Origin of the sequence: Paenibacillus periandrae (assembly GCF_022458865.1) — a bacterium.
In the GTDB taxonomy this organism is placed as follows: Bacteria; Bacillota; Bacilli; order Paenibacillales; family NBRC-103111; genus Paenibacillus_S; species Paenibacillus_S periandrae.
The window spans coordinates 40,787-64,627 of the sequence record NZ_JAJNMU010000005.1 but is presented as its reverse complement, the minus strand read 5'-3'; the positions used below and the strand labels follow the sequence as shown (position 1 = coordinate 64,627).

General features: G+C 48.3%; 17 protein-coding genes. 9 read left to right on the top strand and 8 right to left on the bottom strand.

The window, feature by feature from the left end:
* Positions 1–12 precede the first annotated feature (12 nt).
* The 5 genes from LRL21_RS09325 to LRL21_RS09305 all read left to right on the top strand — a co-directional run bounded on the left by LRL21_RS09325 (position 13) and on the right by LRL21_RS09305 (position 7,303).
* Positions 13–2,223, top strand: coding sequence for a methyl-accepting chemotaxis protein (locus tag LRL21_RS09325; protein ID WP_240415504.1), 2,211 nt, complete (start codon positions 13–15; stop codon positions 2,221–2,223).
* Between the two features lie 317 nt (positions 2,224–2,540).
* Positions 2,541–3,998: a circularly permuted type 2 ATP-grasp protein gene (locus LRL21_RS09320; protein ID WP_240415503.1), complete on the top strand. Its 1,458-nt coding sequence runs from the start codon at positions 2,541–2,543 to the stop codon at positions 3,996–3,998.
* A 63-nt stretch (positions 3,999–4,061) separates the two neighbouring features.
* Positions 4,062–5,021 (top strand): alpha-E domain-containing protein, encoded by a 960-nt coding sequence (locus LRL21_RS09315; protein ID WP_240415502.1) that lies wholly within the window; start codon positions 4,062–4,064, stop codon positions 5,019–5,021.
* Entirely contained in the window at positions 5,018–5,881 is an 864-nt protein-coding gene (locus LRL21_RS09310; RefSeq protein WP_240415501.1) for a transglutaminase family protein, read from the top strand. The genes LRL21_RS09315 and LRL21_RS09310 overlap by 4 nt, the downstream gene beginning before the upstream one ends.
* Before the next feature lie 231 nt (positions 5,882–6,112).
* Positions 6,113–7,303, top strand: a complete 1,191-nt coding sequence (locus tag LRL21_RS09305; RefSeq protein ID WP_240415500.1) for an EAL domain-containing protein — start codon at positions 6,113–6,115, stop codon at positions 7,301–7,303.
* A gap of 79 nt (positions 7,304–7,382) precedes the next feature.
* Here the strand turns inward: LRL21_RS09305 and LRL21_RS09300 are convergent, their stop codons facing one another.
* On the bottom strand, positions 7,383–10,475 hold the full coding sequence (locus LRL21_RS09300; protein ID WP_275900672.1) for a DEAD/DEAH box helicase: 3,093 nt from the start codon (positions 10,473–10,475) through the stop codon (positions 7,383–7,385).
* A complete protein-coding gene (locus LRL21_RS09295; protein WP_240415498.1) occupies positions 10,472–12,097 on the bottom strand; it encodes an SWIM zinc finger family protein in 1,626 nt (541 codons plus the stop codon). Before LRL21_RS09295 ends, LRL21_RS09300 begins: the two co-directional genes overlap by 4 nt.
* A 157-nt stretch (positions 12,098–12,254) precedes the next feature.
* Here LRL21_RS09295 and LRL21_RS09290 point away from each other — a divergent pair, with 157 nt between their 5' ends.
* Together LRL21_RS09290 and LRL21_RS09285 are read left to right on the top strand one after the other, a co-directional pair.
* A complete protein-coding gene (locus LRL21_RS09290) occupies positions 12,255–12,548 on the top strand; it encodes a hypothetical protein (RefSeq protein WP_240415497.1) in 294 nt (97 codons plus the stop codon).
* Positions 12,549–12,562: 14 nt separating this feature from the next.
* Positions 12,563–12,874 carry a 4a-hydroxytetrahydrobiopterin dehydratase gene (locus tag LRL21_RS09285; RefSeq protein ID WP_240415496.1) on the top strand — a complete coding sequence of 104 codons (312 nt, stop codon included), beginning with the start codon at positions 12,563–12,565 and terminating at the stop codon, positions 12,872–12,874.
* 46 nt (positions 12,875–12,920) lie between these two features.
* Here LRL21_RS09285 and LRL21_RS09280 read toward each other — a convergent pair whose 3' ends face one another.
* On the bottom strand, positions 12,921–13,418 hold the full coding sequence (locus LRL21_RS09280) for a GNAT family N-acetyltransferase (RefSeq protein WP_240415495.1): 498 nt from the start codon (positions 13,416–13,418) through the stop codon (positions 12,921–12,923).
* Positions 13,419–13,600: 182 nt separating this feature from the next.
* Here LRL21_RS09280 and LRL21_RS09275 point away from each other — a divergent pair, with 182 nt between their 5' ends.
* On the top strand, positions 13,601–14,437 hold the full coding sequence (locus tag LRL21_RS09275) for a sulfurtransferase (protein WP_240415494.1): 837 nt from the start codon (positions 13,601–13,603) through the stop codon (positions 14,435–14,437).
* A 163-nt stretch (positions 14,438–14,600) separates the two neighbouring features.
* Here the strand turns inward: LRL21_RS09275 and LRL21_RS09270 are convergent, their stop codons facing one another.
* The 3 genes from LRL21_RS09270 to LRL21_RS09260 are packed head-to-tail and all read right to left on the bottom strand — an operon-like array spanning position 14,601 to position 17,524.
* Positions 14,601–15,836, bottom strand: a complete 1,236-nt coding sequence (locus LRL21_RS09270) for a HAMP domain-containing sensor histidine kinase (protein WP_240415493.1) — start codon at positions 15,834–15,836, stop codon at positions 14,601–14,603.
* Positions 15,837–15,882: 46 nt separating this feature from the next.
* Entirely contained in the window at positions 15,883–16,854 is a 972-nt protein-coding gene (locus LRL21_RS09265; RefSeq protein WP_240415492.1) for a hypothetical protein, read from the bottom strand.
* Positions 16,832–17,524: a response regulator transcription factor gene (locus tag LRL21_RS09260; RefSeq protein ID WP_240415491.1), complete on the bottom strand. Its 693-nt coding sequence runs from the start codon at positions 17,522–17,524 to the stop codon at positions 16,832–16,834. The genes LRL21_RS09265 and LRL21_RS09260 overlap by 23 nt, the downstream gene beginning before the upstream one ends.
* A 317-nt stretch (positions 17,525–17,841) precedes the next feature.
* Between LRL21_RS09260 and LRL21_RS09255 the strand changes: the two genes are divergently transcribed.
* Positions 17,842–20,943, top strand: a complete 3,102-nt coding sequence (locus tag LRL21_RS09255) for a hybrid sensor histidine kinase/response regulator (protein ID WP_240415490.1) — start codon at positions 17,842–17,844, stop codon at positions 20,941–20,943.
* A 29-nt stretch (positions 20,944–20,972) separates the two neighbouring features.
* On the opposite strand, the gene LRL21_RS09250 is transcribed toward LRL21_RS09255, so the two are convergent.
* Together LRL21_RS09250 and LRL21_RS09245 are read right to left on the bottom strand one after the other, a co-directional pair.
* Positions 20,973–22,121, bottom strand: coding sequence for a response regulator (locus LRL21_RS09250; RefSeq protein WP_240415489.1), 1,149 nt, complete (start codon positions 22,119–22,121; stop codon positions 20,973–20,975).
* A 223-nt stretch (positions 22,122–22,344) separates the two neighbouring features.
* On the bottom strand, positions 22,345–23,724 hold the full coding sequence (locus LRL21_RS09245) for a cryptochrome/photolyase family protein (protein WP_240415488.1): 1,380 nt from the start codon (positions 23,722–23,724) through the stop codon (positions 22,345–22,347).
* Between the last annotated feature and the right edge of the window lie 117 nt (positions 23,725–23,841).

The window sequence follows — 23,841 nt, the reverse complement described above, 5'->3', positions numbered from 1 at the left end:
GGGGAGAGGCTTATGTTTGATTGGCTGGGATTTAAAAATGGTTTGCCGCTCTGGTGGTCCTATCGATTGAATCGGGAGTTAAAAGCGGATGTGGAGGATATATTTGAAGGCATAGCTCACACGCGTAAAGAGCTGTTAACAAGCTGGACAGTCGAATATTGGTCTCATCTGGAACGGCTGCTGGAGCAAATGAAGCTTATAGATGAAGATCGGACCCAATCTGTGGAGCGATGGGCTTTGTCGATGGACAAGCTGTTTGCGGCAGCTCGCAGCAGAGCAATGGATTTATCCGAAATCTTTTTGCTGGATGAGCAAGCAACAGTGGTATTTTCATCACATTCTGCACATACAGGTGTCCGATATGGTGCGGGCAGCGTGATTTCGGCAGGTCTTGAATATACGCAAACAGGCAGTAAATGTCTATATGGACCGTTTGCTGATCCGTTGACCTTGGAGATCGGTCCAAGCACCTCTGCTTTCCATGACAAAATGACGCTCTTGTATATCGTCCCCATCATCAAAGGGGGGATTTGGATGGGGGCGTTATGTGGCAGAGTTCCCAATGATGTAATCGGCGACCTGATACAGCGGGAATCAGGACATGTCTACCCGGATTCCGGAGATAATTACATATTTATGGCGCGTCCAGGTTTGAATAAACGGATTGCACCGGGTACAGCGCTGTCTCGAAGTCGCTTTGAAGATCGCACATTTACCCATGGAGAGAATTTGAAGGATGGTGTTACAACGAATTGGGGTACGGTTTCAGTTAAGGAGCATACGGAGCTGGAAATAATGTTCACGGACCCGGCCACGGGCAAGCTGCATCCCGGCGTAGCCAACACAATCGCCAATGGCAGCAATTTGTTTGTGGCGTTCCCTGGATACTCCGATTATAGGCACATCCCTGTCATAGGAAAAGGCGTGACCTTTCAGCTTCCGCATTGTCCGGATGTGTGGGGAATGATGTGCGAAGGGGATTTGGAGGAAGTTTACCGGATTCGCAGTGTTCGCTGGAAAATGATCCGGCTGCAGGTTCCGCTGCTTATTGGATATGCAGCTCTGTCGACAGTGCTGATAACCGTGTTATTTGGACAGCTGCCGACGCTCGCAGCTGCTGGTATTATGGCTGTGTTTAACTTATTGTACGGCTGTATCGTCATGGCTACACTGCACAAGAAGGCGGCCAGTCCAGTCGTGGATAATTTGCAAAAAATCAGCCAATTTATTCGCATCAACGCTGAAGGCAAGGGTGATCTGACACAACGGCTTGATCACGGGCAATTTGCGCATGATGAGACCAAGGAGCTGGCTATGTGGATCAATAACATGATCGACTCTCTGGAGGGGATCATGCTGCAGGTGAAGCGCGCGGCCACAGAAGTGCTGTCGAGTCAGCAAGTATTGCATCAATCGACCGTCAGTACGGAAGGCTCTACCGAGCGTATGAGCGGGATTATTCATGACATGATTCGAAGTATTCGCCGCCAGCTGAAGGATATCGATATTGCCAAGGATGTTGTCGGGGATATGCAGGGAACCTTGCGGGCTCTGGAAATCAAAGCCTCTGAGCAAATTACTGTTGCTCATACGGAAGTAGAGCGAATTGGCGAGAAGATGGGGCAAATTTCCAATAAAGTAGCGGAAACGAACCGAACTATCGTGACGTTCATGGAAACGACTCAGCAAATTCGCAGCGTTCTGCAGGTCATTGAGGAAATTTCCAGCCAAACCAATCTGCTATCGCTGAATGCTTCTATTGAAGCGGCGCGAGTAGGGGAGCATGGCAAGGGCTTCGCGGTTGTGGCCGGGGAAATTCGTAAGCTGGCCGATCGGACACGCCAATCTACAGAGGAGATTAATGAAACGGTTCAGCTCATATACAAAAATGCGAAGGAAGCCTTTGCCTCGATGGAGGAAGGTACGCTGGTAGTGCAAGAAGGTACGCAGCTTGTTGCGGCGGCTTCGCAAATATTGAGTGGTGCCAATGCTGAAGATGAGCAAAAAACACAGGTAGTTGATGAAGTGGTAGGGCTAATGGAGAAAATCGCCAACGTCAGCATGGAAAATCGCAAAATATCGACAGAGGTGGAAGGTAAGGTACAGGAGCTGTTGATGGATATTGTTAACGTTCGCCATACCTCTAACTATGTGGAGGTCATTACCGATTTCCTCCAGCAGCTGGTTAATCAATTTCGTCTTACAGAGACTCGACGTAAATAGGGTAGCATTGGCTACATGTGTAAGATACGCGGGCATGCCGCTTATTCCTGACAATCGGGATAAGCGGGCATGCTTTTTTTCTGCGAAGGCACATGTAAAGTAATACAAATCAAGGTAAAAAATCTGTTAATTTAATGTTATGTATATTGACATAATTTAGCTCTAAGCGTATGATAAACTGTATAAACCTGTTAAATATTCGGAAATTAGTGATTAATCTATCTTTATATGTTATTTATACTGTCATTTATTAAAAATTTGAGAGGGGGGACTGGTTTTGTAGGTCAATTCATGGCTGAGCAAAACCGGGACATCGCATGACGCTAGCCAATCGGTCTCACCATACTCCGTATCCGCTGGAATCCTTTTACGATGAGATGTTTCAGCATGAATCTGCAGTGCGTTCCCACTACTCACAAGCGTTTAATTGTTTTTCGCGTATGAAAGAGGATGAGCTTGCTTCCAGACAGAAGGCGATGGATCGGCGCATGCTGGAGGAAGGAATCACATTTACGCTGTATCAGCCAGAGCAAACACTTCCGCTCGAACGAACGATTCCGTTTGATATGATTCCGCGGATTATCCCGAGCGATGAATGGGCCGTTCTGGAAGCAGGGCTACTGCAAAGAGTCAAAGCGCTGAACATGTTCCTTTATGATATGTACCATAAGCAGGAGATTATAGCAGACGGCATCATTCCAAGGAAAATGATCGTGACGAATCGATATTTCCGGCCGGAAATGATGAATGTGGATGTGCCTGGAGGTGTATATATCACCACATCCGGGATTGATCTGATTCGGAACGCTGATGGCGGCTATTACGTGCTGGAGGATAATTTACGTTCACCCTCGGGCTTTTCTTATTTATACAAAAGCCGTTCCGTGATGAACCAGCTGTTTCCTGAATTAGCTTTTTCTTCGTCAATCCGCGATGTCGAGCACAGTCTGAATCATTTTCTGTCCTCCTTGCGAAGCTTGGCTCCGTCCCACAAGTCGGATCCGGTTATTGCCTTATTAACGCCTGGTGAATTTAATTCTGCTTACTACGAGCACACCTTCCTTGCACAGCAAATGGGGATTCATCTGGTAGAGGGGCGTGATCTGGTTTCGATTGATCACAAAATTTACATTCGCAGCATGAAGGGCTTGCAACAGGTGGATGTGCTGTACCGGCGTATTGATGACGATTATCTCGATCCGCTAGCTTTTCAGGCTGATTCCGTGCTGGGTGTCGCTGGTATTATGAATGCCTATCGCGCGGGTAATATCGCTATTGCCAATGCTCCTGGAACGGGCATAGCAGATGACAAGGCGATCTATATTTATGTGCCGGATATGATTCGCTACTATTTAAATGAAGAACCGATTTTATCCAATGTGCCTACGTATTTGCTGGATCGTCCTGATGAGAGGGCTTATGTGCTTGATCGGCTGCATGAGATGGTGGTGAAGGAGACGTCGCTGTCCGGCGGCTATGGGATGCTGATTGGGCCTTCTGCCAGCGAGCAGGAGCTTGCCGCATTTACCGAACAAATCCAACGTGACCCCGGTCGTTACATTGCACAGCCGACGATGCAGCTCTCCCGTGCACCTGTCATGCTCGACGGCAAGATGGTACCGCGCCATATCGATTTACGTGCATTTGTGCTGGTGGGCAGCGACGGCACCCATATTATTCCTGGTGGACTGACTAGAGTTGCATTAAAGGAAGGCTCATTGGTCGTAAACTCATCTCAAGGCGGAGGCTGCAAGGATACCTGGGTACTCTCTTAGTGTAAGATCATAAGGGGACTTTTTGAACAACATCTCTAAAAAAATAGACAAGGATGAAGGGTGATGTCTATGCTCAATCGTAATGCAGAAGCTTTATTTTGGGTAGGCCGTTATGTGGAAAGGGCGGAGAACCACGCTCGGTTGATCGACGTGCATTATCACATTCAACAAACTGCAGACTTTCAGGACGAGGAGCATAAGTGGGCAAGGCTTATTGATGCACTCGGTGCGCGTTATGCGTATGAGCAGCAATTTGAGGCCTTCACCGAAAGAGATGTGCTTTCCTTTATTACCTTGGATCGAGGGTACCCGAATTCTTTATTTTCTTGTGTTGCCCATTCGAGAAATAATTTGCGAACTCTGAGGGAAAAGCTGCCAAGCGAGATGTGGGATGTGCTTAATGCATTTTACTTGTGGCTCGGCGAGAAGCAGGTGGACGATATTATGAAAGATTCACCCCATGTTTTTTATAGACAAATTAAAGAGCGCATGGCGATGTTTCAAGGTGTTGAGCATTCCGTCATGCAGCGGCAAAATGAATGGCATTTCATCGAGAGCGGGCGGCTGCTAGAACGTACGGAGAATACGGTTCGTATTCTGCAATCGGTGACAGGCACCCTGTCGGTTGAAGCGGCTGCTCCATACCCCAGCATGCTCGCAGTGCTGAAATCGGTTAGCGGCTATCAGGCCTTTCGGCGATTTTATGCAGACGGCATGTCGGAGCGGCATATTATGGAGTTTATGATTAACAGCATCAGCTTTCCGCGATCGATTCAATTTTCTTTTACGGAGCTGGAGAAGCACTTGAAGGGCATCCAGCTGGAAGGCTACGGACAGCATCTTCCTCATGAGAAAGCGATCCGTCAGGTTGGCAAGCTGAAGGCGGAGTTGGCTTGTTTGGATGATGAGGATTTTGTGCCTGAGCGGGTATCCGCTATTTTGAGCCATTTAACGAGCTCCTGTCTGGGACTGGGAGGGACGATGGCGGCTGCCTTTTTTCAACTGGAGGAGGTTGGTGCATGAAGATCGAAATCAACCATGTCACCCGCTATTCCTACCTGGAGCCGGTCATGGACAGTGTCAATGAGCTGCGGTTAACGCCGCGGACCAATTATCGACAATCCTGTTATCATCATGAGGTCAGCACGGAACCGAGCGCTTCCTTGTTTACGTATGAGGATTACTTTGGTAATCGGGTGCATTCGTTCTCGATCAACAAGCCTCATCGGGAAATGGTGATCAAGACAAAGGCGGTTGTGGTGACACAGGATCAAAGCTCGATTGCCAAGTTTGGGCTGCCGTATAAGGGACAGCTGGAGCTGCTGCAAAGTGATCATCTGCAAAACCGCTACATTGAGTTTTTACAGCCGACCTCCTATACGGAAATTAACGAGGATCTTCTCGCTTATGCAGCTAAATATCCCGTTGACGAGGAAGGCTTCTACGCATGGGCGCTAGCTCTCATGTCGGGTATGTATGGTGACTTCATTTACGATCCTGATGCGACCAATGTTAATACACAGATCAGCGATACGCTACGGCTGCGTCGTGGGGTATGTCAGGATTACACACATCTGATGATTGCGGTATGCCGCAGTATCGGGGTGCCGGCCCGCTATGTGAGCGGCTATCATTTTGTGGGTGACCTGCAGGGAGGCAGTGCTGATTTTGAGCAGGCTTCCCATGCATGGGTCGAGGTACATGTGCCGGGGACGGGATGGTTGGGCTTTGATCCGACCAATAATGCGGAAGTCGATTGGCGGTATGTGAAGCTTGGGCATGGACGCGATTACAAGGATATTGTTCCTGTGAAGGGTGTGTACCGCGGTACAGCTAAGCAAAAGCTGAAGGTTACGGTCGATGTGCGTCTACTGGAAGGGTAGGAGTTCATATAGCCCAATGACTCCAGGTGCAGCAAGCCAATCGCATAGAAACTCGATAAAAGCCGCCCAGACGATTTGGTCCAGGGCGGTTTATTGGTAGCTATGTAATTATATATCACGAATATCAATAAAGAATTGCCACTTTGTCCAATCTGTCTTACAATAGCTTTATAATGATGTCAGGAATGGTATCATTTAACTAACGCATGAGGCAGCAGGAGGTGAATGGCGTTGCTGCAAACCAATTCCTTTTTAATAGAAGAAGATGAACTGAGACCTTTTTTTCAGCCCATTCTTTCCTTGCAAACCAGAAAAATTATAGGCTACGAGGCGCTCGGGCGTAGAGTTCAAGCAGGTAAAGTACATAGCTTAGGGCCTTTTTTTCAAAACCCGAATGTCGACGACGCAACCCATTTACAGATAGATCGGATGCTGCGGGAAAAAGCAATATCGACATTAGCCCAATCGGAAGGGGAATCTTTGTTATTTATCAATTTGAAGCCATCCTGGATTTATAAAATATATAAGAAGTCAGGTATACTTCCTACGCTGCAGCTGGTCGAAAAGTACGGCCTGGATCCTTCGCGTGTGGTAATCGAGGTGACGGAGGAAGAATTTCACGGAAAGCTCGATGAATTATCGGAAATTATTGATGTGTACCGTAAGCAGGGCTGTCGGATTGCCATTGATGATATCGGTAGCGGTTACAGCAACTATGACAGAATAGCGTCCTTTAAACCGAACATACTGAAGATTGATTTAAAGCTGTTAAAAAAAAGCGGTCTTCATGACGGATATAAAGCGTTATTGAACTCATTCTCCATTTTGTCTTCACAAATGGGTTCTTCGCTGCTTATTGAGGGTGTGGAAACGAAGCAGGATTTATACCATTCATTAAAGGCAGGCGCCAGATACGTACAAGGCTTTTTGTTTTCTGAAGCCCGTGCCGATTTTCAGTCTGCTGATGCTTACGAGATGCTGCTGAAGGAAGAAATAAGGATCTATACGGAGCACGAAATCACCCGATATCGCGAGCTGTTTGCCGTACAGGAAAGTCTGAACGATCTGGTGAATTCCGATATGATGATTTCCTCGGCATCCGAAGCGGATGCGATGATTGGGAGCTTGCTTACGAATGTGAATGACAATGTGATGCGCATTTATATATGTCGTGAGGACGGATCACAGGTGTCGTCCAATTATACAAGACATGCGGAGGATGGGTGGCAGCGGGACGCGCAATTCCAAGGCTCTAACTGGATTTGGCGCCCGTACTTTATTCCCAATATGATGCGGATGAACAGCAAGCGTCAAGGCATGCTGTCCCAGGTGTATACCGATCTGGATACAGCTAGATTGATGCAAACCTTTTCGTGTCCTGTCGGGGATACTCATTATATTTTTCTGGATCTCAATGTGTAAGGGCGCGGGCTGCGAGAAGTCTGATGAATACTCCGCGTTGCCAGGCCCAATATCTTATTGAAGTCGTGAGCCGGAAGTGCTAGCCCTCCAGCCATTCGCTGCGCAGGGAAAACAGCTCCTTCAGATCGGTTGTCGACATCTCAGTAATCCATTGCTCACCGCTGCCGACGATTTGCTGGCTCAGCTCCTGCTTCTTCTCAATCATTTCATCAATTCGTTCCTCAAGCGTACCGAGTGTGACGAATTTGTGCACCTGCACATGACGGGTTTGGCCGATTCGGAAGGCACGATCCGTCGCTTGGCTCTCAACGGCAGGATTCCACCATCGATCAAAATGGAACACATGATTCGCAGCAGTCAAATTCAGTCCAGTACCGCCTGCTTTCAGTGATAATAAAAATATGCTCGGCTGTGCCTTCGCCTCAGGGACATCACCCTGAAATTCGGCAATCATTCGGTCTCTGCCCGCTTTGGGCGTACCGCCATGAAGGAAAATGACAGGCTCCCCCAACTCCTGCTCCAGAATACGTTGAAGCAAATGCCCCGTTTCCACGAACTGCGTGAATATGAGGCACTTATCTCCTTCTTGACGCAGCTCCTGCACCATTTCAAGCAGACGCTCTACCTTATTGGAGCGCTGCTGCCAAGGTGAATTGGCCGCCTCCTTCAGCATGAGTGAGGGATGGTTGCAAATTTGCTTTAGCTTCGTTAAGGCTGCCAATATTAATCCTCTTCGTTCCATCGCCGTTAAGCGGTCCAGTCTTTCAAACATATCCTTAATATAGTTCTCGTACAATGTTCCTTGTTCCGCGGTAAGGGCCACGAAGGTTTTGTATTCGTTCTTGTCTGGTAAATCGAGCTGAATCGCCGGATCCTTCTTCACTCTGCGCAGCAGGAAGGGGCGAATTAACCGCTGCACCTTCTCCACGAGCTCGGGATCATTCGATTTCTCAATCGTATTGACATAACGCTGTGTGAAGTCTCGAAGCGAACCGAGATAACCTGGATTCAGGAAGTCAAATATCGACCAAAGCTCGGTTAAGCGATTTTCGATAGGTGTTCCCGTCATGGCAATCCGATGGCGACCTTTGAGAGAGCGGATAGAAGTCGCTTGCTTGGTGTAGGCATTTTTAATATTTTGTGCTTCGTCCAGGCAGATCGAATTCCATTCGAACTGTGTCAGCTCGGACTCATCCAAATGAGACAACGTGTAGGTGGTCAGCACGAGATGATGACCCTCGCAGGCAGCTTTAAATGCCACCCCCTTGGCTCGATTGGGACCATAATGGAGATGGACTTTCAGCTTGGGTGCGAACCGCTGCAGCTCCTTTTGCCAATTGCCCAGTACAGAGGTTGGACAGATGAGTAAGGACGGCGTACGCTCGGTTGCCATTTCGTCAGCATTAGACTCTGCTGTATGAGGTTCTAACTCCTCCATGTTGAGTAAATAAGTAATCATCTGGATCGTTTTTCCGAGGCCCATGTCATCGGCCAGACAGCCGCCCAACCCGATTTGACGCAAGAAAAGCAGCCAGGACATGCCTTCTAGCTGGTAAGGACGAAGGGTTCCTTGAAACGAGGCCGGGGGTTCAATCAGAGGCGGTCGCTTCGTATGGTTGAGCAGTTGTGCCATTTCCTCCAGCTGCTCGTTCAGCTCAACCTCCATTTGCAGAGACCGCTGCAGCCCCAAATCCTCTTCGCCTGCGGAGGAGCCGAGCAGATGCAGCTCCAGCACATCGCGCAGCGTAAGGCCTTGCTTCTTCTGCACCTGCTTCATTACCTGCTCCAGCTGAGCAAGATGAACCGGGTCCAATTGGACCCATTGGCCGCGGATTTGTACCAATCTGCGCTTCTCGGCCAGCAGCTCGCGGAATTCCTCCTCGGTTAGATCGATGTCGCCAAGTGCTATTTTCCAGTCGAATTGCATCAATTGCTGCAGCCCAAACATCGCCTGCGGCGCGGTGCCGACGGACGACTTGATTTTGGCTTTAAGGCGCGGGCGAAAACGGCGAATTCGTTCCCACCAGGCAGGCAGAAAGACAGAATAACCAGCCTCCATCAGCCGCAGACTCCCCTTGGTCATCAGCTCCCAGGCTTCATCGGATGAGAGCTCAGTGCGTATGACGCTGGCGGATTCGTCTTGCTGCTGCAGCACAGGGACAATACGCTGCCACTTGGCCAGATCCCTTGCAGCTCTTGCCAGATGAGGCTGCCAAGCCTCGGGCAGCAGGTCGAGTGCCGGGGGGAGTGGAGGCTGAACGGAATCGGCGACATGATCAGGTGCAAGGCTTTGAGCCGTATAACCATTGTCAGTATCTGTATCAGAGCTTGTAGTTGAGCTTGGTGCTAAACTTGCTGTTATGCTCTCGGAGCCATTCTCGCTCCCGGTCGCATCTTTGTCTTGGGCACGATCCCGACTGCTTTGTTGGATGTCATCTAAATTAGCTAAAGCCGCAGCATCGATTTCGTGCAGCAGATCTTTATTGGAGCGATCCTGTAAAATAACATGGACAGGCCAAGTGCCCTGACCATGAGTCGGCTCGCTCAGCTGCAGACAAGTACGAAAAGGAGTGCCATCCGTCTGCCAGCCGATCGAAAAGAGCCAGTCCTCCTCATCCATCCACATATCGGAGGGCAGCTTGCCGCGCAGCATCAGCGGATAATTCTGCTCCAGCTGTAGAATGCTTTGGCGCAGAGCGCCGTCCTCCACCCCCCATTCGGGGATGAGCTGGTCTATCCATGCTGAAGCGAGCGGTGTTAACGCAGCTGCGGCGATCGTGTCGGGAAGATCCAGCTTCCAGCTCAGTTCACCGGCTTTCCATTTGGTGAAATCGGGCATGCAGCTACCCTGTACCAGAGCTTCCTTCACATGTGGGGCAAGACGCATAAGCTCGCGCAGATCCCGGCTCCAATCGAGCTTCGTATGGATGACAGCACTTGGATTGCACAAATAGTCGAGTGCTGTCAAAGCTGGCAGATGCAGTCCCTCCATGTTCATAAACTCGGTAATTTCGATAAACGTTCCATAAAAGGATGGCTGATGCCAGGCGAAGAGCAGATGCTTCAAGTCGTAAGCGTCACAAATACCCCCATTGGGACGCGCACCATACAAGAAAAAACCGGCGGGCGTCATGGGGCGGATATGAATGGTGATCGCTGAAGGTTCAATCATGGAATCCACTTCCCTTTCCGAAGCTCTTCTTGCAGTGCACGCAGACGGGAATATCGTGTAGAGAGCAAATATATATATTCGTCCCAGATTTGGGGCTTACCGAGCTTTGTATAGTACGCTTGAAGTTTTTTTAAATATTTCATCGCGAGCTTATAGGAATTCCGGTTTTTCTCAGCAATGCAGCGTTCTACAGCTTGATGGTAAAGGGGCAGCAGCAACGATGGGTCTTTCGCTTCCACCATCTTCAAATCCGCAGTATACAGGTCGATAGGGGAGACGCGATTGGCAATTTGCAGATCAATCCATGACCTGAAGCGCTCCGATTTCATTAAATAGGAAGTATAAAAATAATAGGTCCGCGGCAGCAGCGCAATCATAACCTCAACCCATTCATTGTCATCCGGCTGGCGACTGACAGCTTCCATCCAGTACGTACAAAATATTCGCAGCTCCTCCTGCTGTGCCCGCTGGATCGTTGGCAGTAGCCAGCGAAGCCAATCCAGCATGCGCTCCCATTGCATCTCCTCATAAAATCGGTGTAAATACAAGAAGAAATCGCGTGCCTCTTTTTTGGCCAGCGGTGATAGCAGAGCTCTGGCTTCTTCGTCATGCTGCTCCATCACCTGGAAATGCGCCAAAGCCATCAAAATGGAATCATGATTGCCGGGATCGCTTTTCCCGGTCTGGCTGGCAGCGGACGCTTTGGCAGCCAACTGCTCCAGCCGCTTGCGTTCCTTGGTCAGCCGCTTCGGCTGTCCTTCAAGCTTCCACCATAGGCTGCGGTATACGACAAGCCATTGCATAGGCGAAGCGTTGCCATTGAGCGCAAGCTCACCAAGCAGAGCCAGAGTTTCATCGAGTGCCTCCGGATAACTACTTGCTATTTGCTTGCAGTCCATCTGAGGCAGCAGCAAATCGAGCTGCTCCTGACAAAGCTTGGCGATGATCTTGCTGCCGGAATCCATATACGAGGCCAGATAGGAGGCTTTGGAATCGGATATAAATTGTTCGACCTTACGCATCACAAATAACAGGACGTGCAGCTCGAATAATTGCCGTATGGAAGTCTCCCATTTGCTGGCGATGGGTCGCAAAGAGTCCTGGGCAGCATGATAAAACAATTCAATTGAATTTTGCTGGGATAATGAATATCCGTAAAATTGCTGGTCAAAGAAACGCTGCCACTGAGCGGGCAACTGGTCCGCTTGCGGGGGTTCCAGCCGCTCGGCTTTTTTCTCAGCCTTTGTGGAGCCTGTGGCTGCCCGTGTCTGCTGCTGACGACTTTTAACCAGAATCGCCTGTTTTAGCTGCTGCAGCAGGATCTCAGGTCTGGCATACGGTGCATAAAGCGCAAAAATAACCGCTGCCTTATGCTGACAGTATTTACCCTTGGGGCAGGTGCAGGAGCTTTTGGCAAATTGTTCGAGATCCAGAATGACTTCATATAGCTCGGCACCATGAGCTTGAGCATGTATCTCCATACCGTGACGCAGCTCAATGTCCTTAACCCGCCCTTTGTGTACGTACTGCCATCCGCGCTCCAGAGCCGACAGTTCGAAGTCCTGCTGCATCCGTTCTATTAAATAATTCAGTCGGTTTTTTGGAATTTGCAGCTTCAACATAAGAAACGTTCCGCCTCCGAACTTTTTGTCTATCCTTACAGTGTAACAGATTTTGAAACGAAATGCTTAATTTGGATATTTGCATGAAGAGCTTTTTTCGGGTTAAAATGTTTAGTAAGTATTTCCATGTGGTTGTGAACCCGAAGGAGTGGTAGAGGTGGGCATCAGATTTGGCCGTGAATACCCGGATATCATTAGTGATTTTACAGAGGCGCTGCTTAGCATCGACGAATGCTACAGTTTTTTGGAGATGACAGCAGGAGAATGGGAAGAGCTTGAACCAGAAGAGCAGAGGGCATGTATTCAGACCTTGGCTGACGATTTGTTTTATGGCTTGGGCACCGATCCCAAAATTCCTGTAGGCAGATGTACGCTGAGTCACGATAAGGAGAAACATGTAATCGTTATCTATCACGAAGAAAAGTTAATTAATGTCATTTACCTGGTGTGAGAGGGTGGGGACGAATGAGTAAGCTTTCGGAGGAAGCGGTAACAGCGAGACTGGAAAAGGCGGAGGGCTGGAGCCGTGAGGATAGTAAGTGGATTTCCAAAAAGTATCGTTTTTCCCACTTCCTCGATGGCATTGCATTTGTTCAGGAGGTGGCGAATATGGCCGAAAAGGAATTGAACCATCACCCTATGATCGCCATTGATTATAAGCTGGTCACACTACGTCTGACTTCATGGAGCGCAGGTGGATTAACGGAGCTGGATTTTACGGCTGCAGCCAGATTTGACACTGCTTTTGAGACGAGGATTATGGGTCGGACAACGTAACGGGCTCATGGCTTGGAGAGTCTATGCAGCATTGCGCTGATAGCGCTTATGTCTTTCTTGGCTTCCATACCATGCAGTAAAATAGTTCCTTGCCAGTAGGTGTCATCTTCGTATACGTATCAGTCTGTTCGTAGCCTGCTTGCTGGTACACACGATAAGCACGAACATTCCAGGCGAGCACTTCCAGATCAATCTCGTTGGCTGGATTTCGCCTTCTGGCCTCGGCTGTAATGGCTTGAACAAAGGAGACGCCGTGGCCTTGTCCGCATAGCTCGGGACGCATGCCCAGTCCGATTCGAGTCACCCCTACTATCGGGAAAAATTGCGCGAAGCCCCACATCAAGCCGCTGTTGTCCACAATGGCACGATACTGTTCCTCACGAAGCTGTTCATCAGCAAATTCATCCTGCTGAGCAAGCATCGTCTCCCAGGAATGCCAGTTGTACGTATGGTAAGGCACGGGATAAGACCACGTACATATATCCCGGCAGTGGGCTTCGGTTAAGGGAATAATTTGAAACATGGATGCAGCGTGTGTGGGCATACAGAAAGCCTCCTTCAATGAGTCTGGGCACATCATGGTTACCTTATGGGGTCATTCCATTTTAACCGTATTTCTGCAGACTGTCGACTTAAGGCGCTCCGTTATTTGATAATTAAGATGGTAATTTTTAACCATATAATGGTAAGATGAACACAAAAGATAAATAAAGGAAGTGTAAGAGGATGCAGCACATCGTTGCTCAGCATTGGTTGTTTGAGCATGGAACGGACGAACAGATCGTTATCGTCGATTGTCGGTTTACTCTCGGTCAACCCGAAGCGGGACGCATTGCTTATGGCATCGATCATATTCCCGGAGCCGTTTATCTGGATCTGGAGCAGGATTTATCCGCTCCCAAGGGTGAGCATGGCGGCAGACACCCGCTGCCTAACTGGGAAGATTTTATGCACCGGCTAGGTGAGGTCGGTATTGATTCGGAAACGACGGTTATCGCTTATGATGATCAGGGTGGAGCAATGGCTTCACGCTTATGGTGGCTGCTGCAGGCTTTGGGGCATTCGAAGGTATATGTATTGGAAGGAACCTTCTCAATGTGGAAGCAAGCAGGCTACCCGGTTACCGATGAGCCTCCGGTGATGCATGCAACGATCTATGAAGGGAAGCTGCAAGAGGGATTGCTGCTTCAGATGGAGGAAGTCAAAAATCGTATAGGACGTCCAGGTACAGTGCTGGTTGATTCACGTGAGAAACCGAGATACCTTGGCCTCGAAGAAGCGATTGACCCCGTTGCCGGACATATCCCGGGAGCAAAATCTTACTTCTGGAAGCAGGGTCTGAATGATCAGGGTGGCTGGAAAGATGCTGCCGCTCAAAAAGAACGATTCGCTGATCTTGCGTCTGCCGATGAGATTATCGTGTATTGCGGATCGGGAGTTACAGCTTGCCCTAATGTTTTGGCGCTCAAGGAAGCCGGTTTCTCTAATGTGCTGCTATATCCGGGCTCATGGAGCGACTGGATCAGCTATGAGGGAAATCCGATAGCGACAGGAGAAGAGTAACAAGCTGAGGATTGTACGGTTGATTGATTTAGGGACTGTGACAGGCTGCCAATTTGCTGGCCTGCTGCAGTCCCTTATCGTTTTATGCACGCTGCAATAGGCACAGAAGCAACTTGCTGTAGGAACCCAAGTGTGTAAATGGGGAAGCGGTATAAAACCGCTGTCAGACTGTTAAGATGCACGGTTCCTTTTGCTGGTTTTTGGGAAGCAGGAGGATCACTTTAAATTGATCCCCGTCAAGCTCTATTCTCAGTTGGCCACCCTGAAGCTCGATGATGCTTTTCGCAATGGCAAGCCCCAGACCAGATCCCTCCGTACTTCGTGAGGGATCACCTCTCTTAAATCGCTCGAATAATTCATTTACCTCGTAATCGATTTCGTACGCGGATACATTTTGCATGGTAAACATGACCCGATCTGTAAGCTCGGTTAATGATATGTATACCCGAGTATTGGGTAGAGAATATTTCAAAGCGTTGCTGATTAAATTCTCGAACACACGCCATGTTTGTTTTCCATCCAATTGTACAAATATAGGAGGCTGATGGTTCTGAACCCGGAAGGTTAGGGTGGAGGCTTGAATTTCATCGCTGAATTCCGCTAGTGCCTGCTGTAATAATGCAGCCATATCTACTTTTTCGTAGTGAAGTTTTACAGCCCCGCTTACTATTTTGGATACCTCGAACAGATCGTCGATCAATGTTTTAAGTCTTAGTGATTTTTGCTCCAAAACCTCTATATAAGGTAACGTTTCCGTTGAGGTGATACTATGCTTCTTTAACAGATCCACATAATTGATAATGGAAGTCAGAGGCGTCTTTAAATCATGAGAGACATTCGTAATCAGCTCGGACTTGAGCCGTTCATTTTTCGTTTGTTCCTCGACGGATTGCTGGATGGTTAGCCGCATGTGGTTCAAATGCTGTGCTAGCGAAGAAAGCATCCATTGTCCTTTTTCAGGAATAGCAACATCGAAGTTGCCGGCTGCTAACTGTCGGGCGCCCTGGTTAAGAGCGCTTAGCGATACAACAAACCTCAGAATAAGCGGAATGACAAGCAACAGATACAGCGCCAAATAAATGCTAACCACTCGCGTTGGGTATGTAAGGTATTGGTAATCTGTAAACATAAAGCCCAGCAATAAACCTAATAACACGGACAGCGCTATAATGACGAATACTTGAAGCAGCATGCTTTTGTTGGCTGCGCTTTCCTGGACCAATCGAGATAAGGTGGCGAGGAAAGTTCTATCCCATTCTTGCAGCAGTTCCTCCCGGTTACGCAGTAAACGAAAAGCTGTGCCTCCAGCTATCAGAACGAGACCCAATAGAATGGCAGCCTGCGCCAGGTTGATGTAAATGGAAGAATCATTCATATACAAGCCCTCTGCGTTATTCATACATTCCATCATAAGTATGTAAATCATGCTGCAGCAGAAGATAGCTCTAACATCCAAGGGCACACGCTTTTTGATATAAGACAAAGCTTGGGGAAAGAAGATTCAAAAGGCCCTGGGTTCGTACATATAAAAAAATAGCTATTCCAACTGCCAGACATACAACTCCAGCAAGGCTTTCCTTCATAATACCTTCTCTTATATTTTTATAGTAGCCGTAATCCTCATTTTGAAATACGGTGTTCATGCTAGCCTCAGGTATGATAAAGATGCCCTCTAAATGCAATAACTCAAACGAGCGGCTCATAAATTGCAAGGAGGTCTCAAACGTTGTATAGGGCAAGGAATGGAGCTGGTTGGGTGATAAAGGGAAATGAAGCCGTTGTCCGGCATCCTTGTATAAAGACTGCTTCTGCAAATCTTCAAGGCCTCCAGGAGCAGGATACATATTAGTATATACATCCTGGCCACTGCTATCGACAATGTAATACCTATAGAAACCACTGTACTTGTCCAAAATGCGCTGCATATTCGCATAGTTGTCGTCCAATTCAGCAACTTTCTGCCTAATGCGTCCTTCAAAAGCCCGTTCGCCGGTTTTTCTCGCCTCTGCCAGCTTCTGATTACGTTCTTCCATCAGCAGGTTGATGGATTCCTTGCTGCCAGCCATCTGAGCCTGATCGATTTTTGATATGTAGCTTTGTGTGAGGCTCTCTTCTATAGATTGTGTTTCTTGATCTGATTGTGCCTTGAGCTCGTTATAATTGTACAGACCGATCTTATCCACGGGAGATTTCTTTAAATAATCTTTGTAGTAGGGATCTATCGAGTACAGCTGGATCAGCCTATAGAACATATAGATATCGTAATTCAGTTTGGTGCTTTGGTAATACGAATCGGTCATTAAGTCTTTCTTATACTTGAAGAAGTCAATCGCGGACAGCAAGAAGACGGCCCCCAGGAGCAGCATGCTGATCACCAATGCCGAAGTGATCGTCTTATTTCTCGATTTTGTAGCCAATACCCCACACCACCTTCAAGTATTTGGGTTCCTTCGGATTGATTTCGATTTTTTCCCGGATACGGCGCACATGAACGGCTACGATATTCTCGGCATTAAAGGACGGATCCTTCCATACCTTTTCGTATATCTCATTAATGGAAAATACGCTTCCCTTATTCTCCATTAATAGCTCTAAAATCTTGTATTCGGTAGGTGTAACACGGATGTCTTCATCATCCACGGTTACCGTCTTGGATTTTCGGTTCAGGGTAAGACCTCGTACGTGAATAACATCCGCATCGGCGATATAATTGCCCAGATTCGTATAGCGTCTCAGCTGTGACTTCACTCTGGCGATCAGCTCCAGCGGGTTGAAAGGTTTGGTCATATAATCATCTGCACCTACATGTAAGCCAATAATTTTATCCGCATCCTCCGTTTTGGCCGACAGCATGATAATAGGGATGTTGCGACTTTCCCTGATTTTAAACGCGGTTTGAAGCCCATCCATTTGCGGCATCATGATATCGAGTATCATCAGATGGATCTCTTGTTCCTCCAGCATCTTTAAAGCCTCCAGGCCATTCCCCGCTTTATAGACGACGATTTCAGCACTCCTTAAATAAATCTCAATGGCATCTCGTATATCCGCATCATCGTCAACTACGATTAGATTGTATGTGGACAAACAACTTCCCCCTCATGTGTACATGTTTTTGTCTGATTGCAGCTCAGGCTTCTGCTGCTGGTTAAATAATACCAAGCATTATTTACAAATAAACGTTGACAATTCTTACAATTCTCTTAAGAAAACGTCTATTCACATGTTATCACAACACTTAGTTTGACTGCTGCAGGGTCCTGTCCATGAGAAAGAAACAAAGTGTTGCCGCTGTGGTCTGGTTAAAGGATATAAAATGCTGTCGAACCTGGGAGGTTATATGTCGTTCTCTGGCAATCCATGATATGATTTAGCACATACATGTATAGAGCGAGGGCGGCTGGATGAAGAAGTATGGGTTTGCTTTGTTACTGGGGATTATATTCATTACCTTGCTGCCGCTGTATGGGATTATTCGCAATATGGATAGTTCCCAGATCACTCCTCAAGCCAACAAGGGCTGGATGGATCTAAGTGAATGGAACTTTACGGCGGACGGACCTGTTCAACTAGCCGGCGAATGGGAATTTTATCGCAATCAACTGCTGACTCCCGCGGATTTTATCGAATCGGCAAGTACAGATAAGCAAAAGCCGGTTCAAACCGAAATGGTATCTGTGCCTGGGAAGTGGAATGAATATATGAAAAACGAGCAGGATGAATCGACTGCAGATGGTGCAGGTACCTATCGACTGCGTCTGGTGCTGACACACAAGGAGTCTGCTGTATACGGTATTCGGACCGTCAACATTCGTATGGCCAATCGCTTGTTCGTTAATAGTCAATTGATCGGTGCAAGCGGTATCCCGGGTTTGACGGCCGAGGAAAGCACTCCGAACAATGTGCCTTATGTCCGTTTTTTTGCTGTTAATGGAAATGAAATTGAGATCGTCGTACAGGTATCCAATTTCAGCTATTCCTCGGGTGGGATGATTTATCCGCTCTTGTTTGGTGATCAGACGTCCATATTGAAAAACCGCGAATATCATATCTTTGGGTACTTGCTTACGACAGCAGGATTTTTAATATTATCCGTATACTTTTTTCTGTTATTCCGCTTGCGTAAAAGGGAGTCTTCCCTGCTGCACCTTGGTGCGTTCTGTTTTTGGGGTCTTATGTATGTATTGACACATGGAGAGAAGCTGATACTGGCGGAGCTGCCCTTTATTCCTTATGAGTTGGTCATGAAGCTTCAATTGATAGCTTCCACATTTGTCTACTATTGCTTGATTTTATATACAGTCTGTTTATTTCCGAGATTCCATCAACGTACCATAATGCCATGGTTAAAGGTGATTGTCTCATTATTGACACTTGAGGCTATTTTTTTGCCGAGCCGCCTGTTCTCAGAGGGGGAAATTGTTTATTATGTGTTCGGCTTTATCAGCGTGGGCTATATCCTTTATTTGATGTTAAAAGGCTTGAAGCTGGGTGAGGATAATTCACTCGCTATTCTGGCAGGCTTGCAAAGCATTCTGATGATGCTGGCGATCAATTTATTCAATATTTTTGGCTCCTTGGAGGATTACATATTTTTTCCTTACGAAATTCTCGTTTTTATTTTTGCACAGGCCTTACTGCTCGCCAAACGGTTCACGAACCTGTTCAACAAGGTGGAACAGCTCTCACGCAAGCTGCTTACCCTTGACGACATGAAGGATGAGTTTATGGCCAGCACTTCACATGAGCTGAGAACTCCGTTGCATGGAATCGTCAATATGGCAGACTCACTGCTCGGTGGGGTAGCGGGACCGTTGAACACGGAGCAGGCCAGACATTTATCGATGATTGTTGCTACGGGGCAACGATTGAAATTTCTGATTAATGATATTCTTGATTTCAACAAGCTGAAAAACGGGCAGCTGCAGATGCAGCGTCAAAAGGTAAATCTGCCTTCTGTCGTTCAATCGGTGCTGGAAGTAGTACATCATGTCAGGGACGGGAAAAACATTCGATTTGTCCAACAATGGCCGGATGACCTGCCGATGTTGGATACGGATGAAGACAGACTGAGGCAAATCCTCTACAACCTGCTCGGAAACGCAGTCAAGTTTACCCAGGAGGGAGAGATTCGGATTTATGCCGAGGTGGAAGACGGGGAGGTAAAGATCTACGTATCAGACACCGGAAAAGGGATTGCCAAAAATCGGCTGGACGATATTTTCAATCCTTATGTCGAGCTGGCAGCCGATGACAATCAGGCGTATATGGGAACCGGGCTTGGTCTGCATATTACCAAAAAACTGATCGAGCTCGGTGGCGGCAAGCTTGCGGTAGAGTCAGAGCCTGGTGTGGGATCGCTATTTTATTTTACGCTTCCCGCAGCATTGGGTAAGCCGGAAGCAGTACAAGGAAAGCAGCAACAAATCGTGTTCACTGAAATATCTGCTTCTGCAGAGGTGTTTGTTGAGGGAGTGCAGACGAATGAAAGTGCCAACGGAACCGTATTGATCGTCGACGATGACCCTGTCAATCTGCAAGTGCTGATGAACTTGCTGACCCTGGAAAACTATCGTGTGCTTGCAGCCCATCATGGAGCTCAAGCTCTCGATATCATGAGCCGCAACCCGCAGGTCGATCTGGTTATTACGGATTGGATGATGCCGGGGTTATCCGGACTGGAGCTGTGCAAGGTGATCCGTGAGCGGTACATGCTATCGGAGCTGCCTGTGCTTATGTTAACGGCGAGGAGCCGTCCTGAAGAAATTGTCGCAGGCTTCCGGGCTGGAGTGAATGACTTTCTTACGAAGCCTGTGGATGCAGGTGAGTTAAGAGCACGGGTCCGCACACTGCTGGAGCTGCGCCAATCCGTACAGACGCTGATAAGTACGGAGATGGCTTTTTTACAAGCGCAAATCAAACCACATTTTCTATACAATGCCCTTAATACCATTATCGCCATTTGCCGCCTTGATTCGAATAAAACGATGCAGCTGCTCCTTGAGCTAAGCCGCTATTTACGCAGCAGCTTTGATTTTCAGAACCGTGATCAGCTGGTTCCCTTACATAAGGAACTGGAGCTGGTACAGGCCTATTTGTTTCTGGAACAGGCGAGGTTCGAGGAACGTCTGGAGGTACAATACGATATTGTCGAACAAGGCTTTATTATGATTCCTCCGCTCTGTATCCAGCCGATTGTTGAAAATGCGGTCAGACATGGCATTATGCAGCGCAGTGAAGGCGGTAAGGTCCAAATCACCATCCAAAGTCATGAGATGGGGATCAAGGTGATTGTTACGGATAATGGCGTCGGGATTCCATCCGGGCAGCTGGCTGCTGTCTTATCCGACAATGACACCAGAGGAGTCGGACTGAAAAACATACATAAAAGGCTGCTCATGCTCTACGGGAAAGGTTTGAAGATCGAGAGTGAATGGGGGCAGGGAACATCCGTCAGCTTTGAAGTACCGCTGCAGGGTCCTGACATCAAGAATACAGAGCATTAAGCATCATTCAAAGCGAGCCGGTTTTCTTGCTACCCCATCTTGTCTTCTTGCATGAATTGATTATAACGCTCCTGTAATTGCGGCTGGGGGGCGATGGACAAATCGTTACGCAGCAGCTGGACGAACGATCCGTACACGCTTTGCAGTGCCGTGTAATTTTTTAGCTTGGCTAAACCGTTCATTAACAGCTCCGTTATTTCCTCGGAATAGGGTTCCTTCTCCTGTGCTTGTTCCAGTCTCCCGATTGCTTGACGCTCACGACCCGTGGCAAGCTCAAATTTTGCGGTTCGAAGCGTCAGGTTCAAATAGCGCTGCAGCAGCTGATTTCTTCTCGCTTTGGCCCATTGATAATCCTGCTCATCAAAATAGTGGCCCGTATAAAGCTTCAGGGCAAGGTCGGCTTGACGCCATTGGCTCTCATTCAGTGTATCCAGCTCTTCGACAGGTGCTATTTTGCTTTCAAATAAGTCGGCATCAATCGTTAAATTATCGCTATTCAGACGGTAGCTCTCTAATGAAAAATCCAGCGTCGTCGGTAAACCGGATTGCTTGATAATTTTTCGAATTTGATAGATGGAGGTATGCAAATGAATCATGGCTTTATCAGGAGTGAAGTGGGGCCAGATCTCCTCAAGCAGCACATCCTTGGTGATCCGACTGCCTTTATGATGAATCAGGAAGGCAAACAGCTCCTTGGTTTTGGCTGTTCTCCATTTCACCTTGCCATAAGGATCTATACGGGGGGATATGGCTAGATTGTTAAAACAAAATACCAGAGGCTCTTGTTCGGTTGGTAGCTTTGTGCTGCGCTCTTTAACCGGTGAATAGGCCTTAATACGATTCAATGTTTTGGAAAATCGGATGGGATCAACAGGCTTCAGTAAATAATCAAGCGCATGAAGCTCGAAGGCTTCAAGCGCATACTGCGCATAGGCAGTGATATATACAATCTGGATATTATTGTCGATTTGTTGGATATATTCCGCGGCAGTCAAGCCGTTCATTTCGGGCATTCCAATATCGAGAAATACGATATCGGTCTGCTCAGTAGCCAGGTGCTCCAATCCTGCTTTCGCTGAAAGAAATTTTCCAGTGACTTCAATGCCATCAACATCCTGAAGCAGCTGTTCCAGCTGCCGCAGTGCGGGTCGCTCGTCGTCGATCAGAATGGCTTTCATCGTAATCACTCCTCGTAACAAGATAGTTGCCGTCTCCAATTATATCATGATAGGTGATAATGAACCTCACTTTACACACACGTTTACGCCGAATATTCTCTGTTTTTGTCAACTGAGCCCCATAATTGTCGAAATCATGGTTGAAAAAGCCGCTGTCACGAGGCTTACCCTTCGTGAAAGCGACTGTATGGGTGCTGTACGCTCCTGCAACGGGCATATGGTATTACTTAAGTCCGCCTTGCAAAATACCCTTATAAACCTCGATAGCGCGGGCTCGTGAGCTTGTCAGGTCGACAAGGGCATGAGCTTGCGGCAGATGGATCTGCTTGTCCGATAAACCTGCAAGCTCTGGCAGCCAGCGCCGTATATAGTCTGCGCCAGGATCGTGTGCAGCTGATTGGGTAGCGGGATTCATGATCCGGAAATAAGGCGCAGCGTCAAACCCAAGCGAAGCACACCACAACCAGCCTCCACGGTTCAGTACATTATCATAATCGCTCAGCTTGTAGCGAAAATATTGTTCACCGTAGGTAAACGGACAGAGCAGGTTTTTGGTCAGAAACATCGCGGTTACCATTCGCAGCCGATTTGGCATCCAGCCTGTTGCATGGAGCTCTGTCATGGCGGCATCGATAATTGGGATACCGGTGCGTGCTTCGCGCCAAGCCTGGAAGTAACGATTGTCCAACGGTGACAGATCGTATTGTTTCTCGTAAAGAAAATAGTTGCTGTCGAGTCGTGACTGATAGATGTAAAAGTCGCGCCAGGCGAGCTGGCGCAACCAGACCTCGCGCTGCTCTGATTCCAGCAGCGCTTCATAGATAGTGCGCGCAGAGACGGCACCGACGTTGAGGTGCCGGCTCAAGCGGCTCGTCCCCTCGCGCGCGAAGCGATCGCGCCCATCGGCGTAGCCGCTTAGCCGCTCCGCGAGGAAGCTGCGCAGCACGCTGTGCGGGTCGGGCGCCCCAGGCGCCGACCCGCACCCGTCCGCGGCTTCCGCGGAGCCCACGGCCAGCGCCGCCTCGAGCTGCGGCGGCAGTGCATACGCCGCGGCTGCGTCAGGAGCCAGCGGGATCGTGGCAAGCTGGCTCACATGTAAGCTTGCGGCCGGGCGATAGAAGCGTAGCCGGTAATCGCTCCACTTCCGGTAAAAGGGCGTGAACACCTTGTACGGCTCGCTGCGTCCGCTCCATCGGTGAAAGTCCTGCAGGTCCAGGAGCGCCTGCTCGTCAAAGGTGGTAACGTTTACCCGAGCAGCCTCTGCAGTCGCGCGAAGCAGCCGGTCTCTCTGCTTGGCATAAGGGGTGCTATCCTCGTGAAATACAAGCTCCTCCACCGGATGTGTCGACAGCAGCGTACCTAAGACTGCAGACGGCTCGCCATACACAATATGCAACTGCTGGCCAGCTTCCAGATACAGCTGTCGGAGCCGTGCCGCATGCTGGAGAAAGTTGACACCGCTGTGCTCCAGAGAACGTTCATGCCCCAGCAAAAAGGGATCCAGAATGAGTACATGCAGGCTTTGCTTGCGCATAGCGTGGATATAGTTAAAGGCGAGCATATCATCAACACGCAGATCCTTGCGATGTAAAAATATAATCATGAATGGGCACCTCGTTTACAGCTTGTGTTTAATAGCAATGAAGCCCGTTTGGTGCTTCTTGGACCGTAGAAGGTGTATAATAGCGATTCAGCGTATATTTTGTAGGGTAAATAGAGG